Source organism: Streptomyces sp. NPDC049887 (genome assembly GCF_040656535.1).
In the GTDB taxonomy this organism is placed as follows: domain Bacteria; phylum Actinomycetota; class Actinomycetes; order Streptomycetales; family Streptomycetaceae; genus Streptomyces.
In genome coordinates, this window is the sequence record NZ_JBFAMM010000012.1 from 130,334 (window position 1) to 156,635 (window position 26,302).

Sequence of the window (26,302 nt, forward strand, 5' to 3'; positions counted from 1 at the left end):
CTCAACCCTTCTTGACCGCGCAGAACGCCCGGAAATAGAGTCACCGACGACCCCACTATTCATCATCGGGAACCGTGTTCAGAATACCGAACAACTCGGGGAAGGAAGCCGTGGTGGGAGCAGCACCAGTCTGGAGTGTGGACCCCCGAACCGGGAAGCCGCGTGAGCAGGTCGCGGTCGAGGCCACGGCGGAGGAGGTCGACCGCGCGGTGCGGTCCGCGGAGGCCGCCCGCGCCGCCCTGGGCGACCGCGGGGCCAGGGCCGCCCTGCTGCGGACCGCCGCGGATCTCCTGGACGAGTCGGGCCGGCACGTCATCGAGGCCGCCGACGCCGAGACCGCGCTCGGCCCCGTCCGGCTGACCGGTGAACTCGCCAGGACCACCGCCCAGTTGCGGGCCTTCGCGGACGTGGTCGACGAGGGCTCCTTCCTGGACATCCGCATCGACCACGCCGACCCCGCGCGCACCCCGCCGTGGCCCGACCTGCGCCGCTGGAAGATCCCGCTCGGCGTGGTCGCCGTCTACGCGGCGAGCAACTTCCCCCTCGCCTTCTCCGTGCCCGGCGGCGACACCGCGAGTGCCCTCGCAGCCGGCTGCCCCGTGGTCGTCAAGGCCCACCCCGACCACCCGGCGACCTCCGAACTGTGCGCGGCACTGCTGCGCGCGGCGGCCAGGCGCGCCGGGCTGCCCGAGGACGTCGTCGTGCTGGTGCACGGCTTCGAGGCGGGCGTGGAACTCGTGGGCCATCCGCTGGTCGCCGCGGCCGGGTTCACCGGTTCGGTACGCGGCGGACGCGCCCTCTTCGACGCGGCCGCCGCCCGCCCGGTGCCGATCCCCTTCCACGGGGAACTCGGCTCCCTCAACCCGGTCGTGGTCACCGAGGCCGCGGCCGCGGAGCGCGCCGAGGCCATCGGCAGCGGTCTGGCCGGCTCGATGACCCTGGGGGAGGGGCAGTTCTGCACCAAGCCCGGATTCGTCCTCGTCCCCGCCGGCGACGCGGGCGACCGGTTGCTGAAGTCCCTGACCGCCGCGGTGAGCGAGACCGATCCCGGGGTCATGCTCGACCACCGGATGCGGGACGCCTTCGTCGCGGGCGTGGGCGAGCGGGCCGGACTGGAGGACGTCGAGTCGCCCGTCACCCCGGGCGCGTGCGGCGACCACAGTGTCAGCGCCGGTTTCCTGACCGTGCCGGCCCGGCGGCTGACCGAGGAGGGACCGCACGACCTGCTCCTGGAGGAGTGCTTCGGCCCCGTCGCGGTCGTCGCCCGCTACGAGGACACGGACGAGATCGAGGCGGTGCTGTCCCGGCTGCCGGGCAATCTCACGGCCACGCTGCACGTCTCCGAGGAGGAGGCCGCAGGCCCCGCCGCCGAGCTGCTCGCCTCGCTCACCGCGCTGGCGGGCCGCGTCGTCGTCGACGGCTGGCCGACCGGCGTCGCCGTCGCCCCCGCCCAGCACCACGGCGGCCCCTACCCGGCCACCACGTCCACCTCCACCTCGGTCGGCGCCACCGCGATCGAGCGCTGGCTGCGGCCCGTCACCTACCAGTCGGCGCCGTCCGCCCTGCTCCCGCCCGAGCTGCGCGACGACAACCCGCCGGGGCTGCCGCGACTGGTCGACGGGCGTCCGGACGCTCCGCGAGGCTGACCGACCATGCGCGCGGGCGTGCCGCGCGGCCGGGTGAAGGCCGCACGGCCCCGGCGGGCCGTGCGCGGGAACGCCGGTCGCCGACGCTCCGGTTCGACGGGGGACGCAGCGCCCGCGCCGTGCGTCGACCTCACTGCCGAGGGGCCGGCCGACGGCCGCGGGAAGGATCGCCCGGTGCGCCCGAACGCGCCGTAGGGTACGGACACATGGACACCCTTGGAGGCGCCGAGTTCGCGCCCACGTCGACGTATCTGAACACCTCCAGCTGCGGTCTGTGGCCGAGGCGCTCGGTGGAGGCCGTCGGAAGGCTCGCACAGGAGATCGCCGACGGCCGCCCGGAGGGCTCGGGCAGCACCGGCGCCGTCGAGACGGCCAGGGGCTCCTTCGCGCGGCTGACGGGCGTGTCCGCGGAGCGCGTGGCCCTGGGCGGCTCCGTCGCCGTCCATGTGGGGCTGATCGCGGCCTCCCTGCCCTCCGGAGCCGAAGTCCTCGTTCCCGAGGGCGAGTTCAGCTCCATGGTCACCCCGTTCACCACCCGGGACCTGAAGGTGCGGTACGCCCCGCTCGACTCGCTCGCCGAGGCGGTGGGCCCCGGCACCGCGCTGGTGGCCCTCTCCGCGGTGCAGTCGGCCGACGGCCGGATCGCGGATCTGCCCGCGGTGCGGACCGCGGCGGCCGCGCACGGGGCGCGCGTCCTGCTGGACGCCAGCCAGGCCGCCGGCTGGCTGCCGCTGGACGCCGGACGGTACGACTACACGGTCACGGGCGGGTTCAAGTACCTGATGTGCCCGCGCGGCGCCTCCTTCCTCACCGTCACCGAGGAGGCCCAGGAGTCGCTGGTCCCGGTGCACGCGGGGCTGTTCGCGGCCGAGGACCCGGAGGGCAGCACGTACGGGCCCGTCGAGGAGTTCGCCCGTTCCGCCCGGCGCTACGACGAGCCGCCCTCGTACCTCGCCTACCACGCGGCCGCTCGGTCGCTGCCGCTGCTGGAGGAGATCGGCATCGCGACGGTCCACGCCCACAACACCGCGCTCGCCGCCCGGTTCCGGGAGGGACTGAGGGAGCTCGGGCACGAGCCCGTACCCGGTGACTCGGGCATCGTCGCCGTGCCCGGACTCGGCGGGCGACGGCCCCTGCTGGCCCGCGCCGGGATCGTCGTGTCGGCCCGCGCCGGCAATCTGCGGGCCTCCTTCCACCTCTACAACTCGGCGGCGGACGTCGACCGGGCGCTCGACGTGCTCTCGGGCTGAGCCGGCGGCCCGGCGCTCCCGCCCGGGCCCGGTCCACCGGGTGCGCCGGTGCTTCCGGAGCGGTCCGCCGGGTCCCGGGGCAGGGCACAGGTCAACCCGGTCCCGGGGCGGTCCGGTGTGCTGCCGGGGCGGTCCTTCCGCACCGCCGTGCCGTCGTGGCACTCCGCCGCGGCCTCCGTGCACAGATTGCCCTCGACCTTGGACAGCAGCCGGCCCAGCTCGGCGCGCTCGGCCTGGTCGAGCCCGGCCAGCGTGAGCTCCTCCAGCGTGCTCCAGGCCCGGCTGACCTCGGCGAGCAGCGCGCAGCTCCCCTCGGTCGCCTCGACCAGGACCGCGCGCCGGTCGGCGGGGTCGGGGCGCCGCCGTACATGGCCGGACTGCTCCAGGCGCTGGAGCATCTTGGTGACGGTCGACGGGTCCAGCTCGGCGGCCCTGATCAGCTCGGACTGCCGTACGGGCCCGGCCTCCCAGAGGTACATCATCACCATCTCCTGGCCCGGGTAGAGCCCCGCCTGCCTCAGCAGTCTGCCCGCCGCGGCGCGGTGGAGCCGGGCCACCCGGGAGACGGCGTGGCTGACCGGGCCGCCGCGGGCGGCCGCCGGCAGCCCGTCACCGCGGGCATCGGGACAGAAGGGGGCGGCCTCCGGTTTCATCGGGCCTCCTCGGTGCTCTTGCTGCGGCTGACGCGGACCGCGGCTCCTCAGGAGAGTGACGCGGCCGCGTCGACGGTCCCACACATCCGCAGGAACAGATTACCTTGGTCGGCCAATTAATGAGCTACAGTGGCAGCCGGTCCAATATTTGGCCGACCAATATTATTGTTTCGCTGCCTGTCCCTCCCGGGAGCTCCCATGACCATCGCCTTCGACCCGATCGACCTCCGCGGCACTCCGCTGGCCAACCGCATCGCCATGGCGCCGATGACCCGCAGCCGCGCCTTCGGCCCGGGGCTCACCCCGACCGACTCCACCGTCGAGTACTACGCGCAGCGCGCCTCCGCGGGACTGATCATCACCGAGGGAATCCAGCCCTCCGTCGTCGGCCAGGGCTATCCCGACACCCCGGGACTGCACACCGAGGAGCAGATAGCGGCCTGGCGCCGGGTCACCGGTGCCGTGCACGACGCAGGCGGGCGGATCTTCGCGCAGCTCATGCACGCCGGCCGGATCGGTCACCCCTCGCTGCTGCCCGACGGGCTCGTACCGGTCGGACCCTCCCCGGTGGCCGCCGCGGGGCAGCTGTTCACGCACGAGGGCCCGCAGGACCTGGTCACCCCGCGCGAGCTCACCGCCGACGAAGTGCGCGCCACCATCGACGACTTCGCCGCCGCGGCGCGCAACGCGATCGAGGCGGGCTTCGACGGCGTGGAACTGCACGGTGCCAACGGATACCTCATCCACCAGTTCCTGGCGCCCAACACCAATCTCCGCGACGACGAATGGGGCGGCTCCGCCGAGGCCCGCACCCGTTTCGCACTGGAGACCACCAGGGCCGTCGTCGCCGCCATCGGTGCCGGGCGCACCGCCGTCCGGATCTCACCCACCCACGCCTACAACGACATCGCCGAACCCCTGGAGGAGGCCGAACTGGCCTATCCCGTACTGGTCCGGGAACTCGACGCGCTGGACCTCGCGTACCTGCACATCCTGGAGGCCGAACCGGGTCTGCGGGAACTCACCCTCGCCCTGCGCAAGGAGTACTCCGGCACCGTCGTCCTCAACGCGGCGACCGAGGGGCCGACCGGCCCCGGAGCGCTCGACCTGATCGAGGACGGCGTGGCCGACCTCGTCTCCTACGGCGCGCTGTTCCTCGCCAACCCCGACCTGCCGGCCCGGCTGAAGGCGGGCGGCCCGTTCAACACCCCCGACGTCGCCACCTTCTTCGGCGGCGGGGACAAGGGCTACACCGACTACCCGGCTCTGGGCGGCTGACCGCGGTCCGGGCACGGGAAGGGGCCGGCCGCATGAGCGGCCGGCCCCTTGCCCGCATCTCACGGCGGCCGCACCGGGATGCGGCCACCGCGCTCCGACGCCGGGTCCCGGAGCGTCCCCCGGAACCCGGCCCCGAGCTCACCTCACCGGTGTGAAGTCCCGCGCCCCGATGAAGGACGGGCGCGGCACCGGTGCCGCGAACGGCTCCCGCGCGGCGTTCTCCACGCTGTTGAACACGATGAAGACGTTGCTGCGCGCGTACGGGGTGATGTTGTCCCCGGAACCGTGCATCGCGTTGCAGTCGAACCAGGTCGCCGAGCCGGCCTTGCCCGTGAACAGCCGGATGCCGTGCCGGTCGGCGAAGGCGGTCAGCGCCTCGTCCGACGGGGTACCGGCGTCCTGCATCTGCAGCGACTTCTTGTAGTTGTCCTTGGGCGTCTCACCGGCGCAGCCGAGGAAGGTCTTGTGCGAGCCGGGCATGATCATCAACCCGCCGTTGGTGTCGTAGTTCTCGGTGAGGGCGATCGACACCGACACGGTCCGCATGTGCGGCAGCCCGTCCTCGGCGTGCCAGGTCTCGAAGTCCGAGTGCCAGTAGAAGCCCGAGGCCCCGAAGCCCGGCTTGACGTTGATCCGCGACTGGTGGACGTAGACGTCCGAGCCGAGGATCTGCCGCGCCCGGCCCACCACGCGCTCGTCGCGGACCAGGGCCTCGAAGATCTCGCTGATCCTGTGGACCTCGAAGACCGAACGGACCGACTGCGACTTCGGCTCGACGATCGAGCGCTCGTCGGCGCGGATCAGCGGGTCGTTGACCAGCCGGTCCAGCTCGGCGCGGTAGACGTCCACCTCGGCCGGGGTGAGCAGCTCCGGCATCGCGAGGAAGCCGTCGTGCTCGTACCCCTGGAGATCGGCGGCGGAGATCGGGCCCGGCGCTCCGGGCGGTGACCACACGACGGGGTCCCGGCGGGGGACGGCCGTCTCAGTGGCGCCGCGGGTCGGGTAGAGATCGGTGATCGCGGTGGTCATGGTCAGCCCTCCTCGGTGAGCAGCGGATAGACGCCGTTCTCGTCGTGGTCCTCCCGACCGGTGACGGGCGGGTTGAAGACGCAGACGCAGCGGAAGTCCGTCTTGGGACGGAGCGTGTGGCGCTCGTGGCCGTCCAGCAGGTACATCGTGCCGGGCTCGATCCAGTGCGCCTCACCGGTCTCGTCGTTCGTCAGCTCCGCCTCGCCCTCCACGCAGAGCACGGCCTCGATGTGGTTCGCGTACCACATCGACGTCTCCGTACCCGCGTACAGCACGGTCTCGTGGAAGGAGAAGCCGACCTTCTCCTTGGCGAGCACGATGCGCTTGCTCTCCCACGTGCCGGACTTCGACCTGACGTGCCGGTCGGTGTTCTCGATGTCCTTGAGCGATCGGACGATCACGGTGTGTTCAGAACCTTTCTTTTCCTCGCCGTACGGTTGTGCCGCCGCGGGGGCGGCGTCAGGCGGTCTCGCGGACGGCACGGGCCAGCGTGCGCAGGCCCTCGTCCAGCTCGTCGGGTGTCACGGTGAGCGGCGGCAGCAGCTTCACCACCTCGCTCTCCGGCCCCGAGGTCTCGAGCAGCAGACCGAGGTCGAACGCCCGGGCGCAGACCGCCGAAGCACGGCTCTTGTCGGTGAACTCCAGACCCCAGACCAGACCGCGGCCGCGGTAGCGGGCGCCGAGGGCGGAGTTCTCGTCGCAGATGCCCAGGAGGGCCTGCTCGACCTGCTCGCCGCGGGCGATGGTCTGCTTCTCCATCTGCCCGTCGGCCCAGTACGTTCCCAGCGCGGCGGCCGCCGTGACGAAGGCCGGGTTGTTGCCTCGGAACGTGCCGTTGTGCTCGCCCGGCTCCCAGACGTCCAGCTCCGGGTTGAACAGGCAGAGCGACATGGGCAGGCCGTAGCCGCTGATGGACTTCGACAGGGTGACGATGTCCGGGGTGATGCCCGCCTCCTCGAAGGAGAAGAAGGCACCGGTGCGGCCGCAGCCCATCTGGATGTCGTCGACGATGAGCAGCATGTCCTGACGCCGGCACAGATCGGCCAGCGCGCGCAGCCACTCGGCGCTTGCGACGTTGATGCCGCCCTCGCCCTGCACGGTCTCGACGATGACCGCGGCGGGCTTGTTCAGCCCCGACCCCTGGTCCTCGAGCAGCCGCTCGAACCAGAGGAAGTCCTGGACCTGGCCGTCCAGGTAGTTGTCGAACGGCATCGGGGTGCCGTGGACCAGCGGGATGCCGGCGCCGGCGCGCTTGAAGGCGTTGCCGGTCACGGCGAGGGAGCCGAGCGACATCCCGTGGAAGGCGTTGGTGAAGGAGACGATCGCCTCACGGCCCTTCACCTTCCGGGCCAGCTTCAGCGCCGCCTCGACGGCGTTGGTTCCGGTCGGGCCGGGGAACATCACCTTGTACGGCAGGTCACGCGGCCGCAGCACGACGTTCTGGAAGGTCTCCAGGAAGGCGCGCTTGGCGGTCGTCGCCATGTCCAGGCCGTGGGTGATGCCGTCGCGCTCCAGGTAGTCCAGCAGCGCGCGTTTCAGCACGGGGTTGTTGTGGCCGTAGTTGAGTGATCCTGCGCCGGCGAAGAAGTCCAGGTAGGTGTGGCCGTCCTCGTCGGTGAGGCGTGCGCCCTGCGCGCGGTCGAACACGGCGGGCCAACCGCGGCAGTAGCTGCGCACCTCCGACTCCAGGGTCTCGAAGACACTCAGGGCGGGCGGGGTGATGGTCACAGCGTTTCACTCCTGGTAGGGGGTCGGACGGAGCTTGGATGCGGGTCGTGCGGTGGTCGCGCCGGGCGGGCCGGAGCGGGGCCGGCGCGGAGAGGGGACCGGATCGGCCGGTCCACCGGTCTCAGTCGCTGATGGGGCCGATGCGGTACAGCACCTCGGGCTCGTGTCCCCCGTCGGGGAAGAGCCCACCGTCGAACAGGACCTCGCGGTCCAGTGACGCGCCGTGCCGGGCCGCGTACGAGGTGAAGAGGCGGTCCGAGGCGGTGTTGTCCGGAGTGACGGTCGTCTCGACCGCGCGGACACCGCGCGGGACGACTCGGTGGGTGAGCGCGTCGAGGAGCGTGCCGGCCAGTCCGCGGCCGCGGTGCTCCCCGTCGACGGCGACCTGCCAGACGACCAGCACGTCCGGCCGCTCGGGCCGGATGTATCCGGTGACGAAGGCGATCGGCTCACCGTCCGGGCCGCGGGCCACCACGGAGGTCGCGGCGAAATCGCGGCACCACAGCAAATAGCTGTACGAGGAGTTGAGGTCCAGGACCTCGGAGTCGCGGGCGATACGCCAGATCGCGGCTCCGTCCTCCACGCTCGGGCTGTCGATGCTCAATGCGGTGGTCATGCGGATTGAATTTACCGAGCAAATTCGTAAATTGCATCGGGGAGAGGGGTTGGCGGGGTCCGGTCCGTGTGTTATCACGCGGGCGCGCGCCCTGGCGCGAGCTCAGGGTGAACTCTCCGGATTTGACCGGGAGTTATCGGACATAAAATCACCTGTGTGGTGTCTGTCACACGGTCGTGACGCCCGTGGAACGATCTTGGGGCCGTGTGGGAACTCATGCGTTTAGGGTGCGAAAAAGCGGGCAGACGAATGCAGGGAGCCGCCCCGGATAAAGCAGCTCCCTGTATTCATTTAATAATGCGCTGTTTGTTTTTCGGTGAGATCGGGAAGCAGTCGGGGGGAATTAGTTCTGCCAGGCTTCCATGACCGCGCGGCGGGCGGCGGAGACATCCGTGGCATGCCCGTGTTCGCCGAGCGCCGCCCCCAGTGCCGTGAGCGAGGAGGACACCACGTCGCGGCTCGCGTCCGCGCCGTAGTGGTTCACCCGGATCATCTCGGCGGACAGCGCCCCGCCGCCCGCGACCAGCGGCACCGAAGGGTCGACGGCCAGGGCCCTCGCCACCAGGTCCGCGGCGTCCACCCCGGCGGGCGCGCGGAGCGTGGTCGCCACCGGGGCCGCGTCCCTCTCCTCGTGCACGTACGGCGCCAGCACGCCCAGCGCGTACACCCCGGCGCGGGTCGCCGCGGCCGCCGAGGCGTGCCTCGCCGTCACCGCGTCCAGCCCCTCCTTCTCGATCCGCTCCAGGCAGGCCTCCAGCGCCAGCATCTCCAGCTGCGCGGGGGCGTGCAGCAGGGACCGGCGGCCACCGTCGATCCAGCGCTCCTTCCAGTCCAGCAGCGACAGGTAGGAGCGCCGGGGGGCCGCGGGATTCGCCGCGAAGCGCTCCCACGCCCGCTCGCTGACCGACACCGCCGAGACCCCGGCCGGCCCGCCCATCGCCTTCTGCGCCCCGATCACGCACAGGTCCACGCCCCACGCGTCCGGCAGCAGCGGCTCGGCGCCCACGGAGGCCACGGCGTCCAGCATGAACAGCGCGCCGTGGGCCCGCACGACCTCGCCGATCTCCGCCACCGGGTTGGTGTTGCCGGTGGCCGCCTCGGCGTGCACCAGGGACACGAAGTCGATCTCGGGATGCCGCTCCAGGGCCCGCGCGATCTCCTCGGCGGTCGCCGCACCGTGGAACGGCACCTCCAGGTCGACCACCGCGGCGCCCGAGTCGCGCAGCCAGTGGCCGAAGGTCTGCCCGTACGGGCCCGTGACCACGTTCAGCGCGGCCGAGCCGGGTCGTGCCCCGGCGCGGACGCAGCCCTCCAGCGGCAGCAGCGCCTCCCCCTGGGTGATCACCACGTCCGCCTCGGTGGACAGGAGCCCGGCGACCCGTCGCTCGATGGCCGCGAAGTGCGCGGCGGTCAGCGGGGTCAGGTCCAGGAACGGATGGGTCACGGTGGTGCTCGCTTCGCTCGGATGGATGTTCGGTGATGTCCTCGGTCGAGGGTAGGACAGGGCTCGTAGAGTGCTGGTCATGAGCGATCACGCGGTGCTGCATGTCAAGGGGCGGGTGCTCGTCGGGCCGGACGACGTCCGCGACGAGCTGTGGGTGGTCGGCGGCCGCGTCACCCACCGGCGCCCGTCCGCCGGGGACGTCCGCACCGTCCGGGGCTGGGCGCTCCCCGGCCTGGTCGACGCCCACTGCCACGTCGGGCTCGACCGGCACGGCGCGGTGGACGAGGCGACCAGCGAGAAGCAGGCGCTGACCGACCGCGACGCGGGCACCCTCCTCATCCGCGACGCCGGGTCCGCCGCGGACACCCGCTGGATAGACGACCGCGAGGACCTCCCGAGGATCATCCGCGCCGGCCGGCACATCGCCCGCACCCGCCGCTACATCCGCAACTACGCCCACGAGATCGAGCCCGAGGACCTCGTCGCCTACGTGGCCAGGGAGGCCCGGCGCGGCGACGGCTGGGTCAAGCTGGTCGGCGACTGGATCGACCGGGAGGTCGGCGACCTCACCGCCTGCTGGCCGCGCGGCGCCGTCGAGGCCGCCATCGCCGAGGCGCACCGCCTCGGCGCCCGGGTCACCGCGCACTGCTTCGCCGAGGACTCGCTGCGCGACCTGGTCGAGGCGGGCATCGACTGCATCGAGCACGCCACGGGACTGACCGAGGACCTGATCCCGCTCTTCGCCGAGCGCGGCGTGGCCATCGTCCCCACGCTGGTCAACATCGCCACCTTCCCGGAGCTCGCGGTCGGCGGCGAGAGCAAGTTCCCGCGCTGGTCGGACCATATGCGACGGCTCCACGCGCGCCGGTACGACACCGTCCGCTCGGCCTGGGACGCGGGCATCCCCGTCTACGTCGGCACCGACGCGGGCGGCAGCCTGCCGCACGGGCTGGTGGCCGCCGAGGTCGCCGAGCTGGTCAAGGCGGGCATCCCGGCGGTGGACGCCCTCTCCGCGACCGCCTGGCGCGCACGGAGCTGGCTCGGCCGGCCGGGCCTGGAGGAGGGCGCCCCGGCGGACCTGGTCGTGTACGACAGCGACCCGAGGGCGGACGTACGGGTGCTGGCGGCGCCGCGGACGGTGGTCATGCGGGGACGCGTCGTCGGTTGACGGGCCGTGACGCGGGCCGGCGCCGGCTCGTTCCACCTCCTTGGTGCCGTGTCAGGTGAACGTCCGCCCCGCGGTGCGCGTCATCCGCGGACCGACCGGAGTGCGCCCTTGGCGCCCGCCCTGTGGGGGACCCGGAGGGAACGTCCGTGCCCCGGTAATCGAATGCGGGCACGGAAGCCCCACTTTGGAGTGAACTCACCCCAGGTGTCGGATGGTTCACTCCCGGTGCGTAAGTATTCCGGTGTTCCCGGTCGCCGCCGCCCCGCACGGGTCCCTGTCGTGGGCGCGCGGCGACGTCGTGTCTCCCGTGGGGGTTCCACCACCGTGAAGAGCAACACCTTCCGCATGCCCGTACGCCGCTCGACGGCCGCCGTGGCCGCCGCCGCGCTGGCCGTCGGACCCGTGGCGCTCGCCGCCCCGGCCAGGGCGACGGGCGGCGGCGACGGACGCGCGAGCGCGGTCGTCCTCCGGACCGGCCTGGACGTCTCGCTGCTCGACAGGAGCGTCCAGGTCCCGCTGAAGACGTCCCTCAACGAGGTCCAGGCGCCCGCGAGCGCCGAGAAGACCGCGCTGGCCGTCCAGCTCGAAGGCGTCGACCAGGGCAAGCCGTTCAATGTGCTGCAGGCGGAGGTGGCGAGCGCGAAGGCCACCGCGGACCGGGACGGCGCGGAGGGCCGTGTGGAGCTCGCCCACGCCAAGGTGCACGTGCCGGGGCTGCCGCTGCTCTCCCTCGTCGAGGTCGGCCAGGTCACGGCCGAGGCGGTCTGCGAGGTGGGGAGGAAGCCGCTCGCCCGGTCCAACCTGCTCGGCTCCGTCACGGTGCTCGGCAGGAGGACCACGCTCACGACGGGCGGCACGACCGAGGTCAAGGTGCCCGGTGTCGGGGTCGTCACCCTCGGTCTGTCCCGTACCGGCACGACCTCGCGCACGGCCGCGGCCACGGCGCTCGAACTCAAGGTGTCCGTCAACCCGTTGAAGCTGAACGTCGCCGAGGTCGACGGCGCGCTGACGCTCGCGGAGGCGACCTGCGAGACCCCCTCGGGCAAGCCCGTCGACGAACCGCCCGCCACGACCGATCCCGACGTCAGGCCCCAGACCGGCGGGGTGAAGCCGCCCGCGACGGACGGCCTGGCGGCGACCGGCGGGGACACGTCGACACCGTGGTTCGCGGCGGGTTCGGTGGTCCTCCTCGCGGTCGGCGGCGGCGCGGTCGCCCTGGCGCGCCGCCGCGCCTAGCCGCCTGCGCCCGCCGGTGCGGCGGAGGGTCCGCGCCGGGCCTTCGGGCGCCTCCGGCGGGGGCGCCGGGGGCGAAGCAGGCACGCGTGACGCGCCCTCGGCGTCGCCACCCGCAGGGACCGCACCGCCCGCCTCCGCAAGTGCGGCGGCGCCTACGCGCCGACGAGGGTCAGCGCCTGGTCCAGGGCCTGGAGGAAACGGTTCGTCGTGGCTCGGTCGCGGACCGCGAGACGCAGCCAGTCACGGCCCAGCCCCGGGAAGGTGTCCCCCCGCCGGGCCGCGAAGCCGAGCGCCCGCAGCCGTCCGCGTACCTCGTCCGCCCGGTCGATGCGGACGAGGACGAACGGGCCCGAAGCCGCCGGCACCACCCGTACCTCGTCGAACTCCGCGAGACCGGCGAGCAGATGCGCCCGGTCCGCCGCGATCCGCTCCGCCGCCTCCGCCGCCTCCGCGAGGGCGTGCGCCGACATGCACGCCTCGGCGGCGGCGAGCGCGGGAGTGCCCACCGGCCAGAGCGGCTGGGCCCGTTCGAGCCGGGCCACCGTCCCGGGATCGGCGAGGACGTAGCCGATCCGCAGCCCCGCGAGCCCCCAGGTCTTGGTGAGGCTCCGCAGCACGACCAGCCCGGGTACGTCGGTCCGCGGCGCGAGGGCTTCCGGCTCGCCGGGCACCGCGTCCATGAACGCCTCGTCGACCACCAGGGTCCGCCCCGGCCGGGCGAGCCGGGCCAGTTCGGCGGCCGGATGGAGCACCGAGGTGGGGTTGGTGGGGTTGCCGACGACGACGAGGTCCGCGGACTCGGGCACGGCCGCGGGGTCCAGCCGGAAACCGTCCTCCGCAGGCAGCACCACACGCGCCACGTCGTGCCCGGCGTCCCGCAGGGCAGCCTCGGGTTCCGTGAACTGGGGGTGCACCACGACCGGCCGGCTCACCCGCAGGGCCCGGGCGAGCAGCACGAACGCCTCCGCCGCCCCGGCCGTCAGCAGCACCCGCTCCACCGGCAGCCCGTGCCGTGCCGCGACCGCCGCCCGAGCCGCGCGGCCGTCGGGGTAGGCGGCGAGGGACGTCAGCGACGCCGCGATGCGCTCCCGCAGCCACTCCGGCGGGGTGCCGGTGCGGACGTTGACCGCGAGATCGGTCAGACGTCCGTCGCGTACCTCCGCGTCACCGTGGTGCCGCAGATCGTGGAAGTCGCCGTTCACGGGCGTCCCGCGGGAGCCGGGACCGGCGAGGCCACGGCCTCCCGATAGCGGTCGACGACCAGATCGGCCAGCTCCTCGGCAGCGCCTATCACCCCGGCCGGCCACACCTCCGTGTCCGGGTGCGCCTCGGCCCAGCCCTCGGCGTGCAGCACGGCCCGCTCGACCGGGCCGCCGTCGAACAGGGCGTACGGGAGCACCACGATCCGGCGTGCCCCGAGCCGTGCGCACCGGTCGAGCCCCGACGGCACGTCGGGCGCGGCCGTCGAGACGAACGCCGTCTCGACCCCGGCGTACCCCCGGCCCTCCCAGAGCAGCCGCGCCGCCCGGTGCACCTCCGCGTTGGCCTGCGGGTCGGCCGAGCCGGGCCCGACCAGCAGCACGGTCACGTCGGCGCGGTCCCGCGGCGAGCGGGCCCCGCCGCCCAGCGCCTCGTCGAGCCGCTGCTCCAGCAGCGCGAGCAACACCGGGTCGGGGCCGAGGGAACGGCCCAGCGACACGGTGAGCCCGGGCTGTTCCTCGCGGACCGTCTGCAGCGCCGCGGACAGGGCCTCCTCGCTCCACCGGTCCGGTAGCAGCGTGAGGGGGACGGCGGCCAGCCGGTCGGTTCCCGCGGCGACGAGTTCGCCCACGGCCTCTTCGATCGGCCACCGGCCGGAGCCCAGGAGGCCGGCCGCGACGGGAATTCCGGGATGGCGGCTGCCCAGGTGTTCCACGAGGTCCAGCAGTGCCGCGGCTCCGGCGTCGTGCCGGACGCCGTCGGCGGCGATGAGCAGGGCGGGCGGGGAAGTCACAGGTTCTCCTTGCGGTGGTGGCGATGCCGCCGGTGCCGGCCGACCGGTCCGCCGTCGTTCACGTCCGAGATCATGTCCGGCGCCACCGGTTCCACGCACGGCGGGACCGGACCCGGACTCGAAGTATCCGCAAGCCGCACGATGGCACAGGTCACCGCGCCGGGTCGCCCCTGACCTCCGGATTTCCGTTTCCCCACCACGAGTTCTCCCCCGTCCGCGAGGGCCGCGGCCTCCGCCACCGAAGGGGTGCCCACCGCGGCCGCCGCCGCGGACGGGTGCGGCACCGGTACCCGGGCGAGCTCCGCGGCGGCGTACGCCCGCAGCGGGACGCCGAGCGCGGCCGCCGCGGCCGCGACGCCCGGTTCGCGCGCCTTGGCCGCCACCGTCGCGACCGCCACGACCGAACCCGCCGGCGCCCCCGCCTCCCGCAGCGCCTCCCGGACGAGAGCGAGCACCTCGTCCGCGGACGCCCCCCTGCGCGCCCCCACACCGACGACGAACCCGCCCGCGCGGCCGGTCATGGCGTGGCACCCGGCGGGGCGGCGGTGGGATCGGCTAGCAAGAACCCATGGCGGTGTTCGTCGCGCTCGGCGCGTTCCTGATGACGCTGTTCGGCGGCTGGGCGGCGCAGCGCGTCACCGACCGCCGGCACCTCGTGCTCGGCCTCGCCGGGGGACTGATGCTGGGGGTCGCCGGGCTCGATCTGCTGCCGGAGGCGATGGCGGCCGCGGGTGAGGACGTCTTCGGCGTACCGCGGGCCATGCTGCTGGTCGTCGGCGGCTTTCTGCTGGCCCACGCGGTGGAGCGGCTGCTCGCCGGCCGGCAGGCCGCGCACGGGGCGTACAACGGCGGCCGGTCCGCCCACCACCACCGCGCACCGCGGGTCGGCATGACCGTCGCCGCGGCCATGGTGCTGCACAGCCTGATGGACGGCATCGCCATCGGGGCGGCCTTCCAGGCGGGCGGTGGGATGGGACTGACCGTGGCGCTCGCGGTCATCACCCACGACTTCGCCGACGGCTTCAACACGTACACCGTCACCAGCCTGTACGGGAACGAGCGCCGCAAGGCCGTCGCCATGCTCTTCGCCGCGGCCCTCGCCCCGGTGGTCGGCGCCGCCTCGACCCTGCTGTTCACCATGCCGCCCGAGGTGCTCGGCGGCTATCTCGGCTTCTTCGGCGGCGCGTTGCTCTATCTCGCCGCCGCGGAGATCCTCCCGGAGGCACACCACGCGCACCCGGCCCGGTCGACCCTGCTGTGCACGGTGTCGGGCGTGGCGTTCATCTGGCTGGTGACGGGCCTGGCGGAGTGACGCGCCGAGGCCCTCGGCGCCTACGCCCCCGCGTCCCACGCCGCGCACCTCTCCGCGAACCGTCCTGCCGCGCCCGGCGCGCCCGCCCAGTGCGTGTGCACATAGCTCGCGTGCACTCCGCCGCGGACGAAGCCCTCCACCCGGGGCTCCGGTTGCCGGAGCCCCCAGGCAGGGTCCGCCCCCGCGCCCGGCTCCGTGACGGTGCGGTGGAACTCGTGGCCGCGCATCCGGGTCCCCGCCGGGGCCAGGACGCTGTCGCTCACCGCCACGGCGTCCCGGTAGCCCAGCGTCAGCCGTTCCGACATCCGCGCGTCGGCGTCCAGCACCCCGCACATGGGCCGGCCGTCCAGCGAGCGCGCGAGGTACAGCAGTCCGGCGCACTCGGCGGCGACGGGCGCCCCCGAGCGGGCCAGCTCCGCGACCGCCTTGCGCAGGCGGGAGTTGGCGGACAGCTCCGGCGCGTACACCTCGGGGAAGCCGCCGCCGACGACCAGGCCGGCCGTCCCGGCGGGCAGCTCCTCGTCGTGCAGCGGGTCGAAGGTGACGACCTCCGCGCCGGCGGCCGTCAGCAGCTCCGTGTGCTCGGCGTACGAGAAGGTGAACGCGGCGCCCCCGGCCACGGCGACGAGGGGCCGCCGGTCCCGCGCCCGGCCGGCTGGCGAACCCAGTGCCGTCCCGGGATCCCAGGGGTCCCCGGTGAGCGGCGGCGCGCTGCGCGCCAGGGCCAGCAGCGCTTCCAGGTCGCAGCCCGCACGTACCTGCTCGGCCTGCGCCGCGACCGCGTCGACCGCCTCGCTCCGCCGCTCGGCGACCGGCACGAGTCCCAGGTGCCGCGACGGCGTCGCCACCGCGGGCGCCCGTCGCAGCACACCGAGCACCGGCACCCCGGACTCCTCCAGGGCCTCCCTCAGCAGGGCCTCGTGGCGGTCGGTGGCGACCTTGTTGAGGATCACCCCGCCGAGCCGCACCTCCGGGTCCCAGGACGCGAATCCGTGCACCAGCGCCGCCACCGACCGCGACTGCGAGGACGCGTCGACGACCAGTACCACCGGCGCCCTGAGCAGCTTGGCGACCTGGGCCGTGGAGGCCAGCTCGCCGGCCCCCGCGGCCCCGTCGTACAGCCCCATCACCCCCTCGACGACGGCCAGGTCGCAGCCGTGCGCGCCGTGCGAGAACAGCGGGGCGACCAGCTCCGTACCGCACATGTACGCGTCGAGGTTGCGGCCCGGGCGCCCGGTGGCGAGCGCGTGGTAGCCGGGATCGATGTAGTCGGGACCCACCTTGTGCGGGGAGACGGCGAGTCCGGCGGCCGTGAAGGCCGCCATCAGACCCGTCGCGACGGTGGTCTTGCCGCTGCCGGAGGCCGGGGCCGCGACGACGAGACGCGCTACCACGTTCTGCCTGCCGCTCGCTCTACCACTCGATGCCCCGCTGGCCCTTCTGGCCCGCGTCCATCGGATGCCTGACCTTGGACATGTCGGTCACGAGGTCGGCGAACTCCTGCAGTTCCCGCGGGGCGTTGCGGCCGGTGATCACGACGTGCTGGGTACCGGGCCGGTCGCGCAGCACCTCGATCACCTCGGCCGTGTCGATCCAGCCCCAGTGCAGCAGATAGGCGAACTCGTCGAGCACGTAGAACTTGTACGTCCCGGCGGCCAGGTCGCGCTTCACCTGTTCCCAGCCCTCGCGCGCCTTGTCCTCGTGGGACTGCTCGCCCTCGGCCGGCGGACGCTGGATCCACGACCAGCCCTCGCCCATCTTGTGCCAGTGGACCGTGCCGCCCTCGCCGCTCGCGCCGAGGACCTTGAGGGCGTTCTCCTCGCCGACCCTCCACTTCGCCGACTTCACGAACTGGAACACCCCGACCGGCCAGCCCTGGTTCCAGGCGCGCAGCGCCATCCCGAAGGCGGCCGTGGACTTCCCCTTGCCGATGCCCGTGTGCACCATCACCAGCGGTCGGTTGCGGCGCTGGCGGGTGGTGAGACCGTCGTCCGGAACCACGTCCGGCTTTCCCTGCGGCACTACGCTGCCCTCCTGTTGCGGACCGTGCTGTCGGTTCCCGTCGTCGCCGCGCGTACGTCCCGGACCAGCCCCGCGATGCTGTCGGCGCGAAGCTCGTCCAGGGTGACGGCGGTGCCGCCGAGGTCACGGGCGAGGTTCCCGGCGAGACCAAGCCGCACCGGGCCCGCCTCGCAGTCCACGACCACCGAGGCCGTGCCCTCGGCGGCGTGCAGCCGGGCGGCGCGTCCGGCGAGCGCCAGGGCGTCGCCGCCACGCGCCCCGGTCGCCCGTCCGTCGGTCACGACGACCAGCAGCGGCCGCCGCGACGGGTCGCGCAGCCGCTCCACCCGCAGGACGTCATGGGCCTTCAGCAGCCCGGCCGCCAGCGGTGTCCGGCCGCCCGTCGGCAGCTCCTCCAGCCGTGCGGCGGCGGCGTCCACGGACGAGGTCGGCGGCAGTGCCACATCGGCGCCGGTGCCGCGGAAGGTGACCAGGCCGACCTTGTCCCGGCGCTGGTAGGCGTCCAGCAGCAGCGACAGCACCGCGCCCTTCACGGAACCCATGCGCCGGCGGGCCGCCATGGAGCCGGAGGCGTCGACGACGAAGAGCACGAGGTTGCCCTCACGGCCCTCGCGGGTGGCCTGGCGCAGATCGTCCCGGCGGACCACGAGCCCCGGTCCGAGACGGCCGCGGGCACGCTGGTGCGGTGCCGCCGCCCGAACGGTCGCCGCCAGGTGCAGCTTGGTCAGCGCACCCCGCGGCCGGCGCGCCCCGGTCGTCCTGCCGTGCTCGGTGCGGGCCCGGGAGCGGCGCCCCGCCGCCCCCTCGCCGAGACCGGGCACGCTGAGCACCTTCGTACGGAACGGCTCCGCGGCCCGCTCGGCGGCCCGGTCGCCCGCGCCGGCTCCCGCGGCCGGCGCCCCGGCGGCTTCGGACGGCTCGGGCTGCCCGGCGGGCGGCTCCGGGGGCTCGGGCTGCTCCGCGGGAGGGCCGGGTTCGGGCCCCTGGCCCTGGGGCGGGACGCCTCCACCGCCGGGGCCGCCGTCCGGGCCGGACGGGTCCGTGTCGGGGTCCGGATCGGGGTCGGTGTCCGGGTCCGGCCGGTCGTCCCCGCCGAACCGCTCCAGCGTCTCGTCGAGCTTGTCCTCGTCGAGGCCGGGCGCGTCGAACGGGTTGCGCCGGCGCCGGTGGGGGAGCGCGAGGAGCGCGGCCTGCCGCACGTCCTCCTCGCGGACGTCCGCACGGCCCGCCCACGCGGCCAGCGCCGTCGCGGTCCGGGCCATCACGATGTCGGCGCGCATGCCGTCCACCTCGAACGCCGCGCAGGTGGCGGCGATCTGCCGCAGCGCCGCGTCCCCGAGCTCCACCCGGGGCAGCAGCGTCCTCGCGGTCACGATGCGCTCGCGCAGCGCCGCCTCCTCGTCCGCCCAGCGGGCCGCGAAGGCGGCGGGGTCGTCGTCGTGGGCGAGCCTGCGCCGGACGACCTCCACCCGCTGGTCCGGCTCCCGGGACGCGGCGACCTCGACCGTCAGTCCGAAGCGGTCGAGCAACTGCGGCCGCAGCTCCCCCTCTTCGGGGTTCATCGTGCCGACGAGCAGGAACCGGGCGGCGTGCCGCACGGACACACCCTCGCGCTCGACGTAGGAGGCGCCCATCGCGGCCGCGTCCAGCAGCAGGTCGACCAGATGGTCGTGGAGCAGATTGACCTCGTCCACGTACAGCACGCCCCGGTGCGCGTCGGCGAGCAGACCGGGTTCGAACGCCTTCACCCCGTCCGCGAGGGCCCGTTCGATGTCGAGGGCGCCGACGAGCCGGTCCTCCGAGGCGCCGACGGGCAGCTCGACCATCCTGGCCGGGCGTGCCGTGCCGGGCGCGGCCTCGTGCGGGCCGTCCGGGCAGCCCGGATCGGGCGCCCCGGGAGCACAGGAGAACCGGCATCCGGCGACCACGTCGACGTCCGGCATCAGCGCGGCGAGGGCGCGCACGGCCGTCGACTTGGCGGTGCCCTTCTCCCCGCGGACGAGCACTCCGCCGACGGCCGGGCTGACCGCGTTCAGCAGCAGGGCGAGCCGCAGGTCGTCCATGCCGACGACCGCCGTGAACGGGTAGTGGGGGGCGTTGCTCACTGTGCGGCTCCAGGGGTTCCGGCGCTGGGCGGACCGGGGAGGTCGGGTGCGCCCGGCGGGATGAACGGCAGGCCCGAGGGCGCGCCGCCCTCGATGAGACGGAGGAGCGCGTCCGTGTCCGCGTGCTCCTCGATCAGATCGCCGAGGCGGTCGAGCTGGGCCTCGCGCAGGGTGGCGAAGGAGGTGTCCGGGGCGGGGACGAAGCGCCGGCCCGCCGCCGCGGCGACGGCCCGCAGGAACGCCCGGCGGAATCCGTCGCTCTCCAGCGATCCGTGCCAGTGGGTGCCCCACACCTCACCGACCCGGCAGCCGTCGAGGAAGGGTTCGCCGCCGAGCACCTCGGCGACGCCGTGGTGGATCTCGTAGCCCTCGACCGGCTGCCGCAGCGCTTCACCGGACGGGCGGGCGAGCGTCTTCTCCGCGGCGAACCGCACCCGGACGGGGAGCAGTCCGAGCCCCGGCACGGCTCCGGCCCGGGACTCGACCTCGTCGTCGATGTGCTCGCCGAGCACCTGGAATCCGCCGCAGATGCCGAGCACGGGCCGGCCCTCCGCCGCGCGCCGGGCGAGCGCGCCGGCGAGACCGCGCTCGCGCAGCCACTCCAGGGCGCGCACGGTGCCGCGCGTACCGGGCACCACCACCAGGTCGGCGTCGGCCAGTTCCTCCGGGCGGTCGACGAAGCGCACGATCACGCCCGGCTCGGCGGCGAGCGCGTCCACGTCGGTGAAGTTGGACATCAGCGGCACGGCGCACACGGCCACGCGCAGCACGTCCTCACCGACCGGCGGTGCCACCACCGACTCGCGCACGGTGCCGCGCAGCGACACCCGCAGCCCGTCCTCCTCGTCGATGCCGAGCCCGTGCGCGTACGGCAGCACCCCGAACGTCCGCCGCCCGGTGAGTGCGTGGAGCATCTCCAGCCCCGGCTCCAGCAGCGTGACGTCGCCGCGGAACTTGTTGACGAGGTATCCCGCGATGAGTTCCTGGTCCTCCGGGGCCAGCAGCGCGGTCGTGCCGAAGAACTGGGCGAAGACCCCGCCCCGGTCGATGTCGCCCACGACGAGCACGGGGAGGCGCGCCGCGCGGGCGATGCCCATGTTGACGATGTCCGTGCGCCGAAGATTGATCTCCGCGGGGCTGCCCGCGCCCTCACAGATCACCGCGTCGTATGTGTTCCGCAACTCGTCCAGGCAGTCCATCACCGGTTCGAACAGCGCCTTCTGGCGCCCTCCGTGGTAGCCGCGCGCGCTCAGCTCGCCCACGGGCCTGCCCATCAGCACGACCTGGCTGGACCGGTCGCCGCCGGGTTTCAGCAGCACCGGGTTCATCAGGGCCGTGGGTTCCACCCGTGCGGCCTGCGCCTGCATGGCCTGAGCCCGGCCGATCTCGGCGCCCTCGCGGGTGACGAAGGAGTTGAGGGACATGTTCTGCCCCTTGAAGGGCGCGACCTTCACGCCCCGGCGCACCAGCCAGCGGCAGATCCCCGCCGTGACGACGCTCTTCCCGGCGTCCGAGGTGGTGCCCGCGACCAGCAACCCGCCCCCGCTCATGTGCGCCTCCGCCCCAGGGCCCCGGCCGCGAGGCGCCCGCCCGCGCACACCGCGAGTGCCAGCACCCCCACGCGCCGCGAGAGCCGTACCGCCCGCTCGATGTCCGCGACCTCGACGGCCCTGCCGCCGGCGCCGTTGAGCACGGGCCGGTGCTCGACCCGGCCGCCGTACGAGAGCGTCCCGCCGAGCCGTACGCCGAGGGCCCCGGCGAACGCGGCCTCCACGGGACCGGCGTTGGGGCTCGGATGCTTCGCGGCGTCGCGGCGCCAGGCGCGTGCCGCGCCGCGCGGGTCGCCGCCCGCGGCGGTCGCCAGGGCCGCGGTGAGCCGGGCCCCGGGCCAGCCCGCGAGATCGTCGAGGCGGGCCGAGGCCCAGCCGTACCGCCGGTGGCGGGGGGACCTGTGACCCACCATCGCGTCCAGGGTGTTGACGGCGCGGAACCCGACGAGTCCGGGCACGCCGCCGACCGCGCCCCAGAACAGCGCGCCCACGACGGCGTCCGAGGTGTTCTCGGCGACGGACTCGACGACGGCGCGGGCGATCCCGGGGCCGTCCAGTGCCTGCGGGTCGCGCCCGCACAGATGCGGCAGCCGTTCCCTGGCGACCTCGATGTCCCCGGCCGCCAGCGCCCCGCCGATCGACCGGGCCTCCCGGCCCAGCGAGGTGCCGCCGACGACGGCCCAGGTGGCGGTCGCGGTCAGGGCGACGGCGGCGCCGCGCGATCGGCGTGCGAAGGCGGCGGCCAGCGCGCCCGCGGCGATCGCGCCGCCGGCGCACACCGCGGTGTGCAGGGCGCCCCAGCCACGGTGGTCGCGCCAGAGTCTCCGTTCGACCGCGGCGGCGGCCCGGCCGAAGGCGGCGACCGGGTGCCCGCGGCGTGGATCGCCGAGGAGCAGGTCGCCGGCCAGTCCGGCCGCGGCGCCGTACGCGAACGTGATGTCCGGGCGCGGCACGCCCGGCCTCCCCGGTTCGGCAGGCATGTTCGTCCTCACTCAGGGTCCGCGCCCTGGCTCGACGTGACCGGCGGGAGAGAGTTCCTGGCTCCGGGGTGCTCCGTGAGGGAGCGCACCCGTGACAGTGGCGGGACCGCGCCGGATTCGCACCGGCTTCCTCTTCTGCCGCCGTAAATGGCTCCGGAAGTCCACCACGGTCCCCGAACGCCCGTCAACTCGCCCTTGACCTGCGACGGGACAGTGTGCCGAGGCCCACACCGGGCGGGTGCGGGCGCGCACACGACAGGGGCCGGACCACCCGGAGGTGGGCCCGGCCCCTGTGCGAGGAGGTGCCGTACGGCGGTCAGACCACGATCAGATAGATCCCGAAGGCCACCGCCGCCGCGCAGAGCGCGAAGCAGGCGTACGCACCCGTGCGGGCGAGGCCGGCGGAGCCTCCCTGCGCGGCCGCGGCCTCCTGCTTGGAGAGACCCGCGATGCCCAGGGTGAACAGGCCCACCAGGGCGACGGTCACGACGAGGCTCACGCCGAAGACGGAGCCCAGAGCTGCCCAGTCGATCTTCATGCTGTTCTTTCCTTACACCGTGGCGGCGGGCGCCGCAGTGGACTCGGATGCCTGGGCCGGGACGGTGGCCTTCAGCGCCTCGGGCTCGGTGACCGGGGTCGTGGCGGCACCGGCCGGGGGCGGGGTGACGGCCGCGATGGCGGCGGTGACGACGCCCGCGGGCTCGACCTCGTCGTCCGTGACGTTGGTGTGGTCGACCGGCTTGCGGCGCGAGATCACCCAGATGGCCCCGGAGCCGGCGACGAGCAGCACGGCCACGGCGGCGATGCCCCAGGTGCCCTGCTTGGTCAGGAACTCCGCGGCCGCGGCGACCAGGGCGGCGGCGGGCAGGGTCAGGCCCCAGGCGACGAACATCCGGGTCGCGGTGGACCAGCGGACCACACCGCCCCTGCGGCCGAGACCGGCGCCCATCACGGCACCCGAGCAGGACTGGGTGGTGGAGAGCGAGAAGCCGAGGTTCGAGGAGGCCAGGATGACCGTCGCGGCGCTGGTCTGGGCGGCGAAGCCCTGCTGCGGCTGGAGGTCGGTCAGCCCCTTGCCCATGGTGCGGATGATGCGCCAGCCGCCGAGGTAGGTACCGAGCGCGATCGCGACACCGGCGGAGACGATGACCCACATCGGGGGGTTCGAGCCGGGCGCGAGGACGCCGCCGGTGACCAGGGCCAGGGTGATGACGCCCATGGTCTTCTGCGCGTCGTTGGTGCCGTGGGCGAGGGACACCAGGCCGGCGGAGGCGATCTGCCCGGCGCGGTAGCCCTTGGAGGTGGCCTTGTTCTCGTTCGTGCCACCGATCCGGTACGTCAGCCTGGTGGCGACCACGGCCGCGAGGCCGGCGACGAGCGGAGCCGCGACGGCGGGGATCAGGACCTTGGTGACGATCGTGCCCCCGTTGACGGCGGAGAAGCCGGCCGACATCACGGCGGCGCCGATGAGGCCGCCGAAGAGGGCGTGGGAGGAGCTGGACGGGAGGCCCAGCAGCCAGGTCAGCAGGTTCCAGAGGATCGCGCCGACGAGCGCGGCGAAGATCACTTCTGGGCGGATGCCCTCTTCGTTGATGATGCCGCCCGAGATCGTCTTGGCGACCTCGACGGACAGGAACGCGCCGACCAGGTTCAGCACGGCGGACATCGCCACTGCTGCCTTCGGTCTCATCGCACCCGTCGAGATGGTCGTCGCCATGGCGTTGGCGGTGTCGTGGAAGCCGTTCGTGAAATCGAACACGAGTGCTGTCACGACGACAATCGCGAGCAGCAGGGTGATGTGCTCCATTTACCGGGTACCCAGGCAATCGTTCAGATGTCAGTGGCTCGGGTGAACGTAGGGTTGCTGAGTGAACGGAAGGTGAACTGGGGCGGGCTTTGGAGTGTCTTCAAGCGGAGTGAGGCTCTTCCGTTCATGCCTGCGGAGACGCTTGCGGCGGTGTCCCGGGAGCGCTCGCGGCCGGGGCGTACCGATCGGAATCGGCCAAATTCCTGGCCTGTAGCTCTCCAGGGTGGTCGCGAAGTGGCCGCTAAGTGATCAAAATCCTTCGCCTGGATGAACGCCGAAAGAGATTCCGGTCACTCCGGACTTTCCGTCGCCACGCCCCGGCCATCGGGGTGCGGCGACGGCGGCCCGGAGCCGGCCCGCCGTCGCCGCCACCGGTCCGGACTGACACGATCGGCCGCATGACGGAACAGGGGCAACCCGACGAACAGCCGGACGAACAGCCGGAGGGCCAGGAGCGGGAGGCGATATCCCGGGCCTGGTCGGACCTCGTGGCCACGGCGCGCAGAACCGTCGCGGACGGCCTGGTCGTGGGAACCTCGGGGAACGTCTCCGTACGCGTCCCCGGCCCCACCGGCGACATCGTGCTGGTCACCCCCAGCGGGGTGCACTACGACCGGCTCACCGCGGCGGACGCCGTCGGTGTCCGCCTCGACGGGCGGCAGGTCCTCGGGCAGCTCACGCCCACCAGCGAGCTCCCGATGCACCTCGCGATCCACCGCGCCACCGACGCGGTGGCCGTCGTCCACACGCACGCCGTGCACGCCACGGCCGTCTCCACCCTCGTCGACGAACTGCCGCTGATCCACTACATGGCGGCGGCCCTCGGCGGCCCCGTCCGCGTCGCCCCCTACGCCCTGTACGGCACCGGCGAGCTGGCGGCGCACATGCTCCGCGCCCTGGCGGACCGCACCGGCTGCCTGCTCCGCAACCACGGGACGGTCACCTACGGGTCCTCACTGGACCAGGCCTTCGACCGCACGGCCCAGCTGGAGTGGATGTGCCGCCTCTGGCTCACTGCCGTCTCCGTCCCCGGACGCACCCCCGCCCTGCTCTCCGAGTCGCAGCTCCGGGAGGTCGCCGGGAAGCTCCGCGACTACGGCCAGTCCCGCTGACGTCACTCCCGCCGCCCGGTCCACTGGCACCCCGGCACGGACCTCACCACACTGGAACGGTGCGCCCGGCAACAGCGACGGCAGCGGCCGTCACCACCCTCATCGGTCTCGGCGCGGCCGCGTTCGCCGCAGGCCGGTACGCCAGCGACGCCGCGCTGAAGGCCCCCGCGGGACGACCCCTGCCCGGTGAAGGGCGGCTCACCGTGCACGCCACCGGGCCGGGCCGGGTCACCCTCACCCGCAGCCTCGTCTCCCAGCGCCCCGGCACCTACGGGCTCTGCGGGCACGACGTGCACGCCCTCGCGGGCCCCGTCCTGGAACAGGTGCCGCACGCGGCGGACACCGTGGTCCGCCGGCTGGAGCGGGTCGAGCGCGGCAGCCTCGACCCCGGCACCAAGGTGCGGCTCACCCCCCAGCTGCACGTCGGCGACCCGGACAGCGCGCTCGGCATCGACCACGAGGACGTGGACATCCCGGGCGAACTCGGGCCCCTGCCGGGCTGGTTCGTCCCCGGACCGCGCTCGACCTGGGTCATCGTGGTGCACGGCCTCGGCACCACGCGTGAACTCACGATGAACCTCATGCCGTTCCTCACCGAGCAGCGACTGCCGGTGCTGGCGCCCGCCTACCGCGGCGACCCCGGCGCTCCCGCGCCCCCCGACGGCCTCGGGCACCTCGGTGACTCCGAATGGCGCGACCTCGACGCGGCCGTGCGTTTCGCGGTCCGCGGCGGCGCCGACCGCGTCATCCTGCACGGCTGGTCCACCGGCGCGTCAATGGCCCTGCACGCCGCCGCCAACTCCGCGCTTCGCGAGCGGATCGCCGGACTCGTCCTGGACTCCCCGGTCCTGGACTGGGAGACCACTCTTCGGTCCCTCGCCGCGGCCCGCCGCATGCCGACCGCACTGCTGTCGCTCGCGGTACGCGCGGCACAGGGGCGCACGGGCCTCCACGGCGACCGGCTGCGGGCGGCCGCCGACCCGGACGCACTGCGCGTACCCACCCTGATCTTCCACGGACCGGACGACACCATCGCCCCCTGGGGCCCGTCGCGGGAACTTGCGGCCCGGCGGCCCGACCTGGTCAGTCTGCACACCGTGGCGCACGCCCCGCACGCGGCCATGTGGAACGCCGACCCGGCCCGATACGAGGAGGCCCTCCGGCGCTTCCTCACCCCGCTGCTCTAGGTGTGCTGTCCCGGGGCGCCCGGCACGCACGCTCGCCGCGTTGTCGGAGTCGTCCGAGCGGGCCCAGTACGAGGGCGATCCTCCGTCTTGCGGCCCTTCCGCACGGCCCGGAGGGCCGGGGGAGACCCGATGCACCGGACCCGATCCCCGACGCGGGAGCCCTGACTCACGCGCCACCGGAGATCC

General features: G+C 73.8%; 21 protein-coding genes, 3 pseudogenes and 1 riboswitch. Of the genes and pseudogenes, 8 read left to right on the forward strand and 16 right to left on the reverse strand.

What is annotated here, in order from left to right; translation table 11 throughout:
- The first annotated feature begins 113 nt into the window (after positions 1–113).
- Together AB0J10_RS17200 and AB0J10_RS17205 are read left to right on the forward strand one after the other, a co-directional pair.
- Positions 114–1,646 (forward strand): aldehyde dehydrogenase (NADP(+)), encoded by a 1,533-nt coding sequence (locus AB0J10_RS17200; RefSeq protein WP_363062321.1) that lies wholly within the window; start codon positions 114–116, stop codon positions 1,644–1,646.
- Between the two features lie 206 nt (positions 1,647–1,852).
- On the forward strand, positions 1,853–2,896 hold the full coding sequence (locus tag AB0J10_RS17205) for an aminotransferase class V-fold PLP-dependent enzyme (protein WP_363062323.1): 1,044 nt from the start codon (positions 1,853–1,855) through the stop codon (positions 2,894–2,896).
- Positions 2,897–3,069: 173 nt separating this feature from the next.
- Here AB0J10_RS17205 and AB0J10_RS17210 read toward each other — a convergent pair.
- Positions 3,070–3,549 (reverse strand): annotated as a pseudogene (locus tag AB0J10_RS17210) (MarR family winged helix-turn-helix transcriptional regulator); the annotation flags it as partial.
- A 198-nt stretch (positions 3,550–3,747) separates the two neighbouring features.
- On the opposite strand from AB0J10_RS17210, the gene AB0J10_RS17215 reads away from it, so the two are divergent.
- Complete coding sequence (locus tag AB0J10_RS17215) at positions 3,748–4,827, forward strand: alkene reductase (RefSeq protein WP_363062325.1); 1,080 nt, start codon at positions 3,748–3,750, stop codon at positions 4,825–4,827.
- Positions 4,828–4,965: 138 nt separating this feature from the next.
- Here AB0J10_RS17215 and thpD read toward each other — a convergent pair whose 3' ends face one another.
- From thpD to AB0J10_RS17240, 5 genes are all read right to left on the reverse strand, one after another.
- Positions 4,966–5,856 carry an ectoine hydroxylase gene (gene thpD, locus AB0J10_RS17220; protein WP_363062327.1) on the reverse strand — a complete coding sequence of 297 codons (891 nt, stop codon included), beginning with the start codon at positions 5,854–5,856 and terminating at the stop codon, positions 4,966–4,968.
- 2 nt (positions 5,857–5,858) lie between these two features.
- Positions 5,859–6,257, reverse strand: a complete 399-nt coding sequence (locus AB0J10_RS17225; protein ID WP_362551782.1) for an ectoine synthase — start codon at positions 6,255–6,257, stop codon at positions 5,859–5,861.
- Positions 6,258–6,315: 58 nt separating this feature from the next.
- Positions 6,316–7,584, reverse strand: coding sequence for a diaminobutyrate--2-oxoglutarate transaminase (ectB, locus tag AB0J10_RS17230; protein ID WP_363062329.1), 1,269 nt, complete (start codon positions 7,582–7,584; stop codon positions 6,316–6,318).
- Positions 7,585–7,705: 121 nt separating this feature from the next.
- Entirely contained in the window at positions 7,706–8,200 is a 495-nt protein-coding gene (ectA, locus tag AB0J10_RS17235; protein ID WP_363062331.1) for a diaminobutyrate acetyltransferase, read from the reverse strand.
- 343 nt (positions 8,201–8,543) lie between these two features.
- The gene (locus AB0J10_RS17240) at positions 8,544–9,644 is read right to left on the reverse strand and encodes an aminotransferase class V-fold PLP-dependent enzyme (RefSeq protein ID WP_363062333.1); all 1,101 of its coding nucleotides are present in this window, start codon (positions 9,642–9,644) and stop codon (positions 8,544–8,546) included.
- Positions 9,645–9,723: 79 nt separating this feature from the next.
- On the opposite strand from AB0J10_RS17240, the gene AB0J10_RS17245 reads away from it, so the two are divergent.
- Together AB0J10_RS17245 and AB0J10_RS17250 are read left to right on the forward strand one after the other, a co-directional pair.
- Positions 9,724–10,812: an amidohydrolase family protein gene (locus AB0J10_RS17245; RefSeq protein WP_363062335.1), complete on the forward strand. Its 1,089-nt coding sequence runs from the start codon at positions 9,724–9,726 to the stop codon at positions 10,810–10,812.
- A gap of 324 nt (positions 10,813–11,136) precedes the next feature.
- Positions 11,137–12,048, forward strand: coding sequence for an SCO1860 family LAETG-anchored protein (locus AB0J10_RS17250; protein ID WP_363062337.1), 912 nt, complete (start codon positions 11,137–11,139; stop codon positions 12,046–12,048).
- 152 nt (positions 12,049–12,200) lie between these two features.
- On the opposite strand, the pseudogene cobC reads toward AB0J10_RS17250, so the two are convergent.
- The 3 genes and pseudogenes from cobC to AB0J10_RS17265 all read right to left on the reverse strand — a co-directional run.
- A pseudogene (gene cobC, locus AB0J10_RS17255) lies at positions 12,201–13,232 on the reverse strand (Rv2231c family pyridoxal phosphate-dependent protein CobC); the annotation flags it as partial.
- 14 nt (positions 13,233–13,246) lie between these two features.
- Positions 13,247–14,041 (reverse strand): sirohydrochlorin chelatase, encoded by a 795-nt coding sequence (locus tag AB0J10_RS17260; RefSeq protein ID WP_363062339.1) that lies wholly within the window; start codon positions 14,039–14,041, stop codon positions 13,247–13,249.
- A 134-nt stretch (positions 14,042–14,175) separates the two neighbouring features.
- Positions 14,176–14,562: pseudogene (locus tag AB0J10_RS17265) on the reverse strand (cobalamin biosynthesis protein); the annotation flags it as partial.
- A gap of 47 nt (positions 14,563–14,609) precedes the next feature.
- Here AB0J10_RS17265 and AB0J10_RS17270 point away from each other — a divergent pair.
- The gene (locus tag AB0J10_RS17270) at positions 14,610–15,353 is read left to right on the forward strand and encodes a ZIP family metal transporter (protein WP_363062341.1); all 744 of its coding nucleotides are present in this window, start codon (positions 14,610–14,612) and stop codon (positions 15,351–15,353) included.
- A gap of 20 nt (positions 15,354–15,373) precedes the next feature.
- Here AB0J10_RS17270 and AB0J10_RS17275 read toward each other — a convergent pair whose 3' ends face one another.
- The 7 genes from AB0J10_RS17275 to AB0J10_RS17305 all read right to left on the reverse strand — a co-directional run bounded on the left by AB0J10_RS17275 (position 15,374) and on the right by AB0J10_RS17305 (position 23,817).
- Positions 15,374–16,747, reverse strand: coding sequence for a cobyrinate a,c-diamide synthase (locus AB0J10_RS17275; protein WP_363062343.1), 1,374 nt, complete (start codon positions 16,745–16,747; stop codon positions 15,374–15,376).
- A gap of 19 nt (positions 16,748–16,766) precedes the next feature.
- Complete coding sequence (cobO, locus tag AB0J10_RS17280) at positions 16,767–17,375, reverse strand: cob(I)yrinic acid a,c-diamide adenosyltransferase (protein ID WP_363062345.1); 609 nt, start codon at positions 17,373–17,375, stop codon at positions 16,767–16,769.
- Positions 17,375–19,438 carry a putative cobaltochelatase gene (locus AB0J10_RS17285; RefSeq protein WP_363062468.1) on the reverse strand — a complete coding sequence of 688 codons (2,064 nt, stop codon included), beginning with the start codon at positions 19,436–19,438 and terminating at the stop codon, positions 17,375–17,377. Before AB0J10_RS17285 ends, cobO begins: the two co-directional genes overlap by 1 nt.
- Before the next feature lie 38 nt (positions 19,439–19,476).
- A complete protein-coding gene (locus AB0J10_RS17290) occupies positions 19,477–21,030 on the reverse strand; it encodes a cobyric acid synthase (RefSeq protein ID WP_363062347.1) in 1,554 nt (517 codons plus the stop codon).
- Entirely contained in the window at positions 21,027–22,010 is a 984-nt protein-coding gene (locus AB0J10_RS17295) for a cobalamin biosynthesis protein (RefSeq protein WP_363062349.1), read from the reverse strand. Before AB0J10_RS17295 ends, AB0J10_RS17290 begins: the two co-directional genes overlap by 4 nt.
- A gap of 30 nt (positions 22,011–22,040) precedes the next feature.
- Positions 22,041–22,201, reverse strand: a riboswitch (cobalamin riboswitch).
- A gap of 125 nt (positions 22,202–22,326) precedes the next feature.
- Positions 22,327–22,548, reverse strand: coding sequence for a hypothetical protein (locus tag AB0J10_RS17300; protein ID WP_363062351.1), 222 nt, complete (start codon positions 22,546–22,548; stop codon positions 22,327–22,329).
- Positions 22,549–22,560: 12 nt separating this feature from the next.
- Positions 22,561–23,817 (reverse strand): inorganic phosphate transporter, encoded by a 1,257-nt coding sequence (locus tag AB0J10_RS17305; RefSeq protein WP_363062353.1) that lies wholly within the window; start codon positions 23,815–23,817, stop codon positions 22,561–22,563.
- A 398-nt stretch (positions 23,818–24,215) separates the two neighbouring features.
- On the opposite strand from AB0J10_RS17305, the gene AB0J10_RS17310 reads away from it, so the two are divergent.
- Both AB0J10_RS17310 and AB0J10_RS17315 read left to right on the forward strand, forming a co-directional pair.
- Positions 24,216–24,929 carry a class II aldolase/adducin family protein gene (locus AB0J10_RS17310; RefSeq protein ID WP_363062355.1) on the forward strand — a complete coding sequence of 238 codons (714 nt, stop codon included), beginning with the start codon at positions 24,216–24,218 and terminating at the stop codon, positions 24,927–24,929.
- Positions 24,930–24,988: 59 nt separating this feature from the next.
- The gene (locus AB0J10_RS17315) at positions 24,989–26,116 is read left to right on the forward strand and encodes an alpha/beta fold hydrolase (RefSeq protein WP_363062357.1); all 1,128 of its coding nucleotides are present in this window, start codon (positions 24,989–24,991) and stop codon (positions 26,114–26,116) included.
- Positions 26,117–26,302 lie beyond the last annotated feature (186 nt).

Excerpts from the sequence above, each read along its gene's own strand:
- AB0J10_RS17205 (WP_363062323.1), top strand. The coding sequence starts at position 1,853 with ATGGACACCCTTGGAGGCGCCGAGTTCGCGCCCACGTCGACGTATCTG.
- AB0J10_RS17290 (WP_363062347.1), bottom strand. The coding sequence starts at position 21,030 with ATGAGCGGGGGCGGGTTGCTGGTCGCGGGCACCACCTCGGACGCCGGG.
- AB0J10_RS17245 (WP_363062335.1), top strand. The coding sequence starts at position 9,724 with ATGAGCGATCACGCGGTGCTGCATGTCAAGGGGCGGGTGCTCGTCGGG.
- AB0J10_RS17310 (WP_363062355.1), top strand. The coding sequence starts at position 24,216 with ATGACGGAACAGGGGCAACCCGACGAACAGCCGGACGAACAGCCGGAG.
- AB0J10_RS17215 (WP_363062325.1), top strand. The coding sequence starts at position 3,748 with ATGACCATCGCCTTCGACCCGATCGACCTCCGCGGCACTCCGCTGGCC.
- AB0J10_RS17270 (WP_363062341.1), top strand. The coding sequence starts at position 14,610 with ATGGCGGTGTTCGTCGCGCTCGGCGCGTTCCTGATGACGCTGTTCGGC.
- AB0J10_RS17300 (WP_363062351.1), bottom strand. The coding sequence starts at position 22,548 with ATGAAGATCGACTGGGCAGCTCTGGGCTCCGTCTTCGGCGTGAGCCTC.
- ectA (WP_363062331.1), bottom strand. The coding sequence starts at position 8,200 with ATGACCACCGCATTGAGCATCGACAGCCCGAGCGTGGAGGACGGAGCC.
- AB0J10_RS17295 (WP_363062349.1), bottom strand. The coding sequence starts at position 22,010 with ATGCCTGCCGAACCGGGGAGGCCGGGCGTGCCGCGCCCGGACATCACG.
- AB0J10_RS17285 (WP_363062468.1), bottom strand. The coding sequence starts at position 19,438 with ATGGACGACCTGCGGCTCGCCCTGCTGCTGAACGCGGTCAGCCCGGCC.
- AB0J10_RS17305 (WP_363062353.1), bottom strand. The coding sequence starts at position 23,817 with ATGGAGCACATCACCCTGCTGCTCGCGATTGTCGTCGTGACAGCACTC.
- thpD (WP_363062327.1), bottom strand. The coding sequence starts at position 5,856 with ATGACCACCGCGATCACCGATCTCTACCCGACCCGCGGCGCCACTGAG.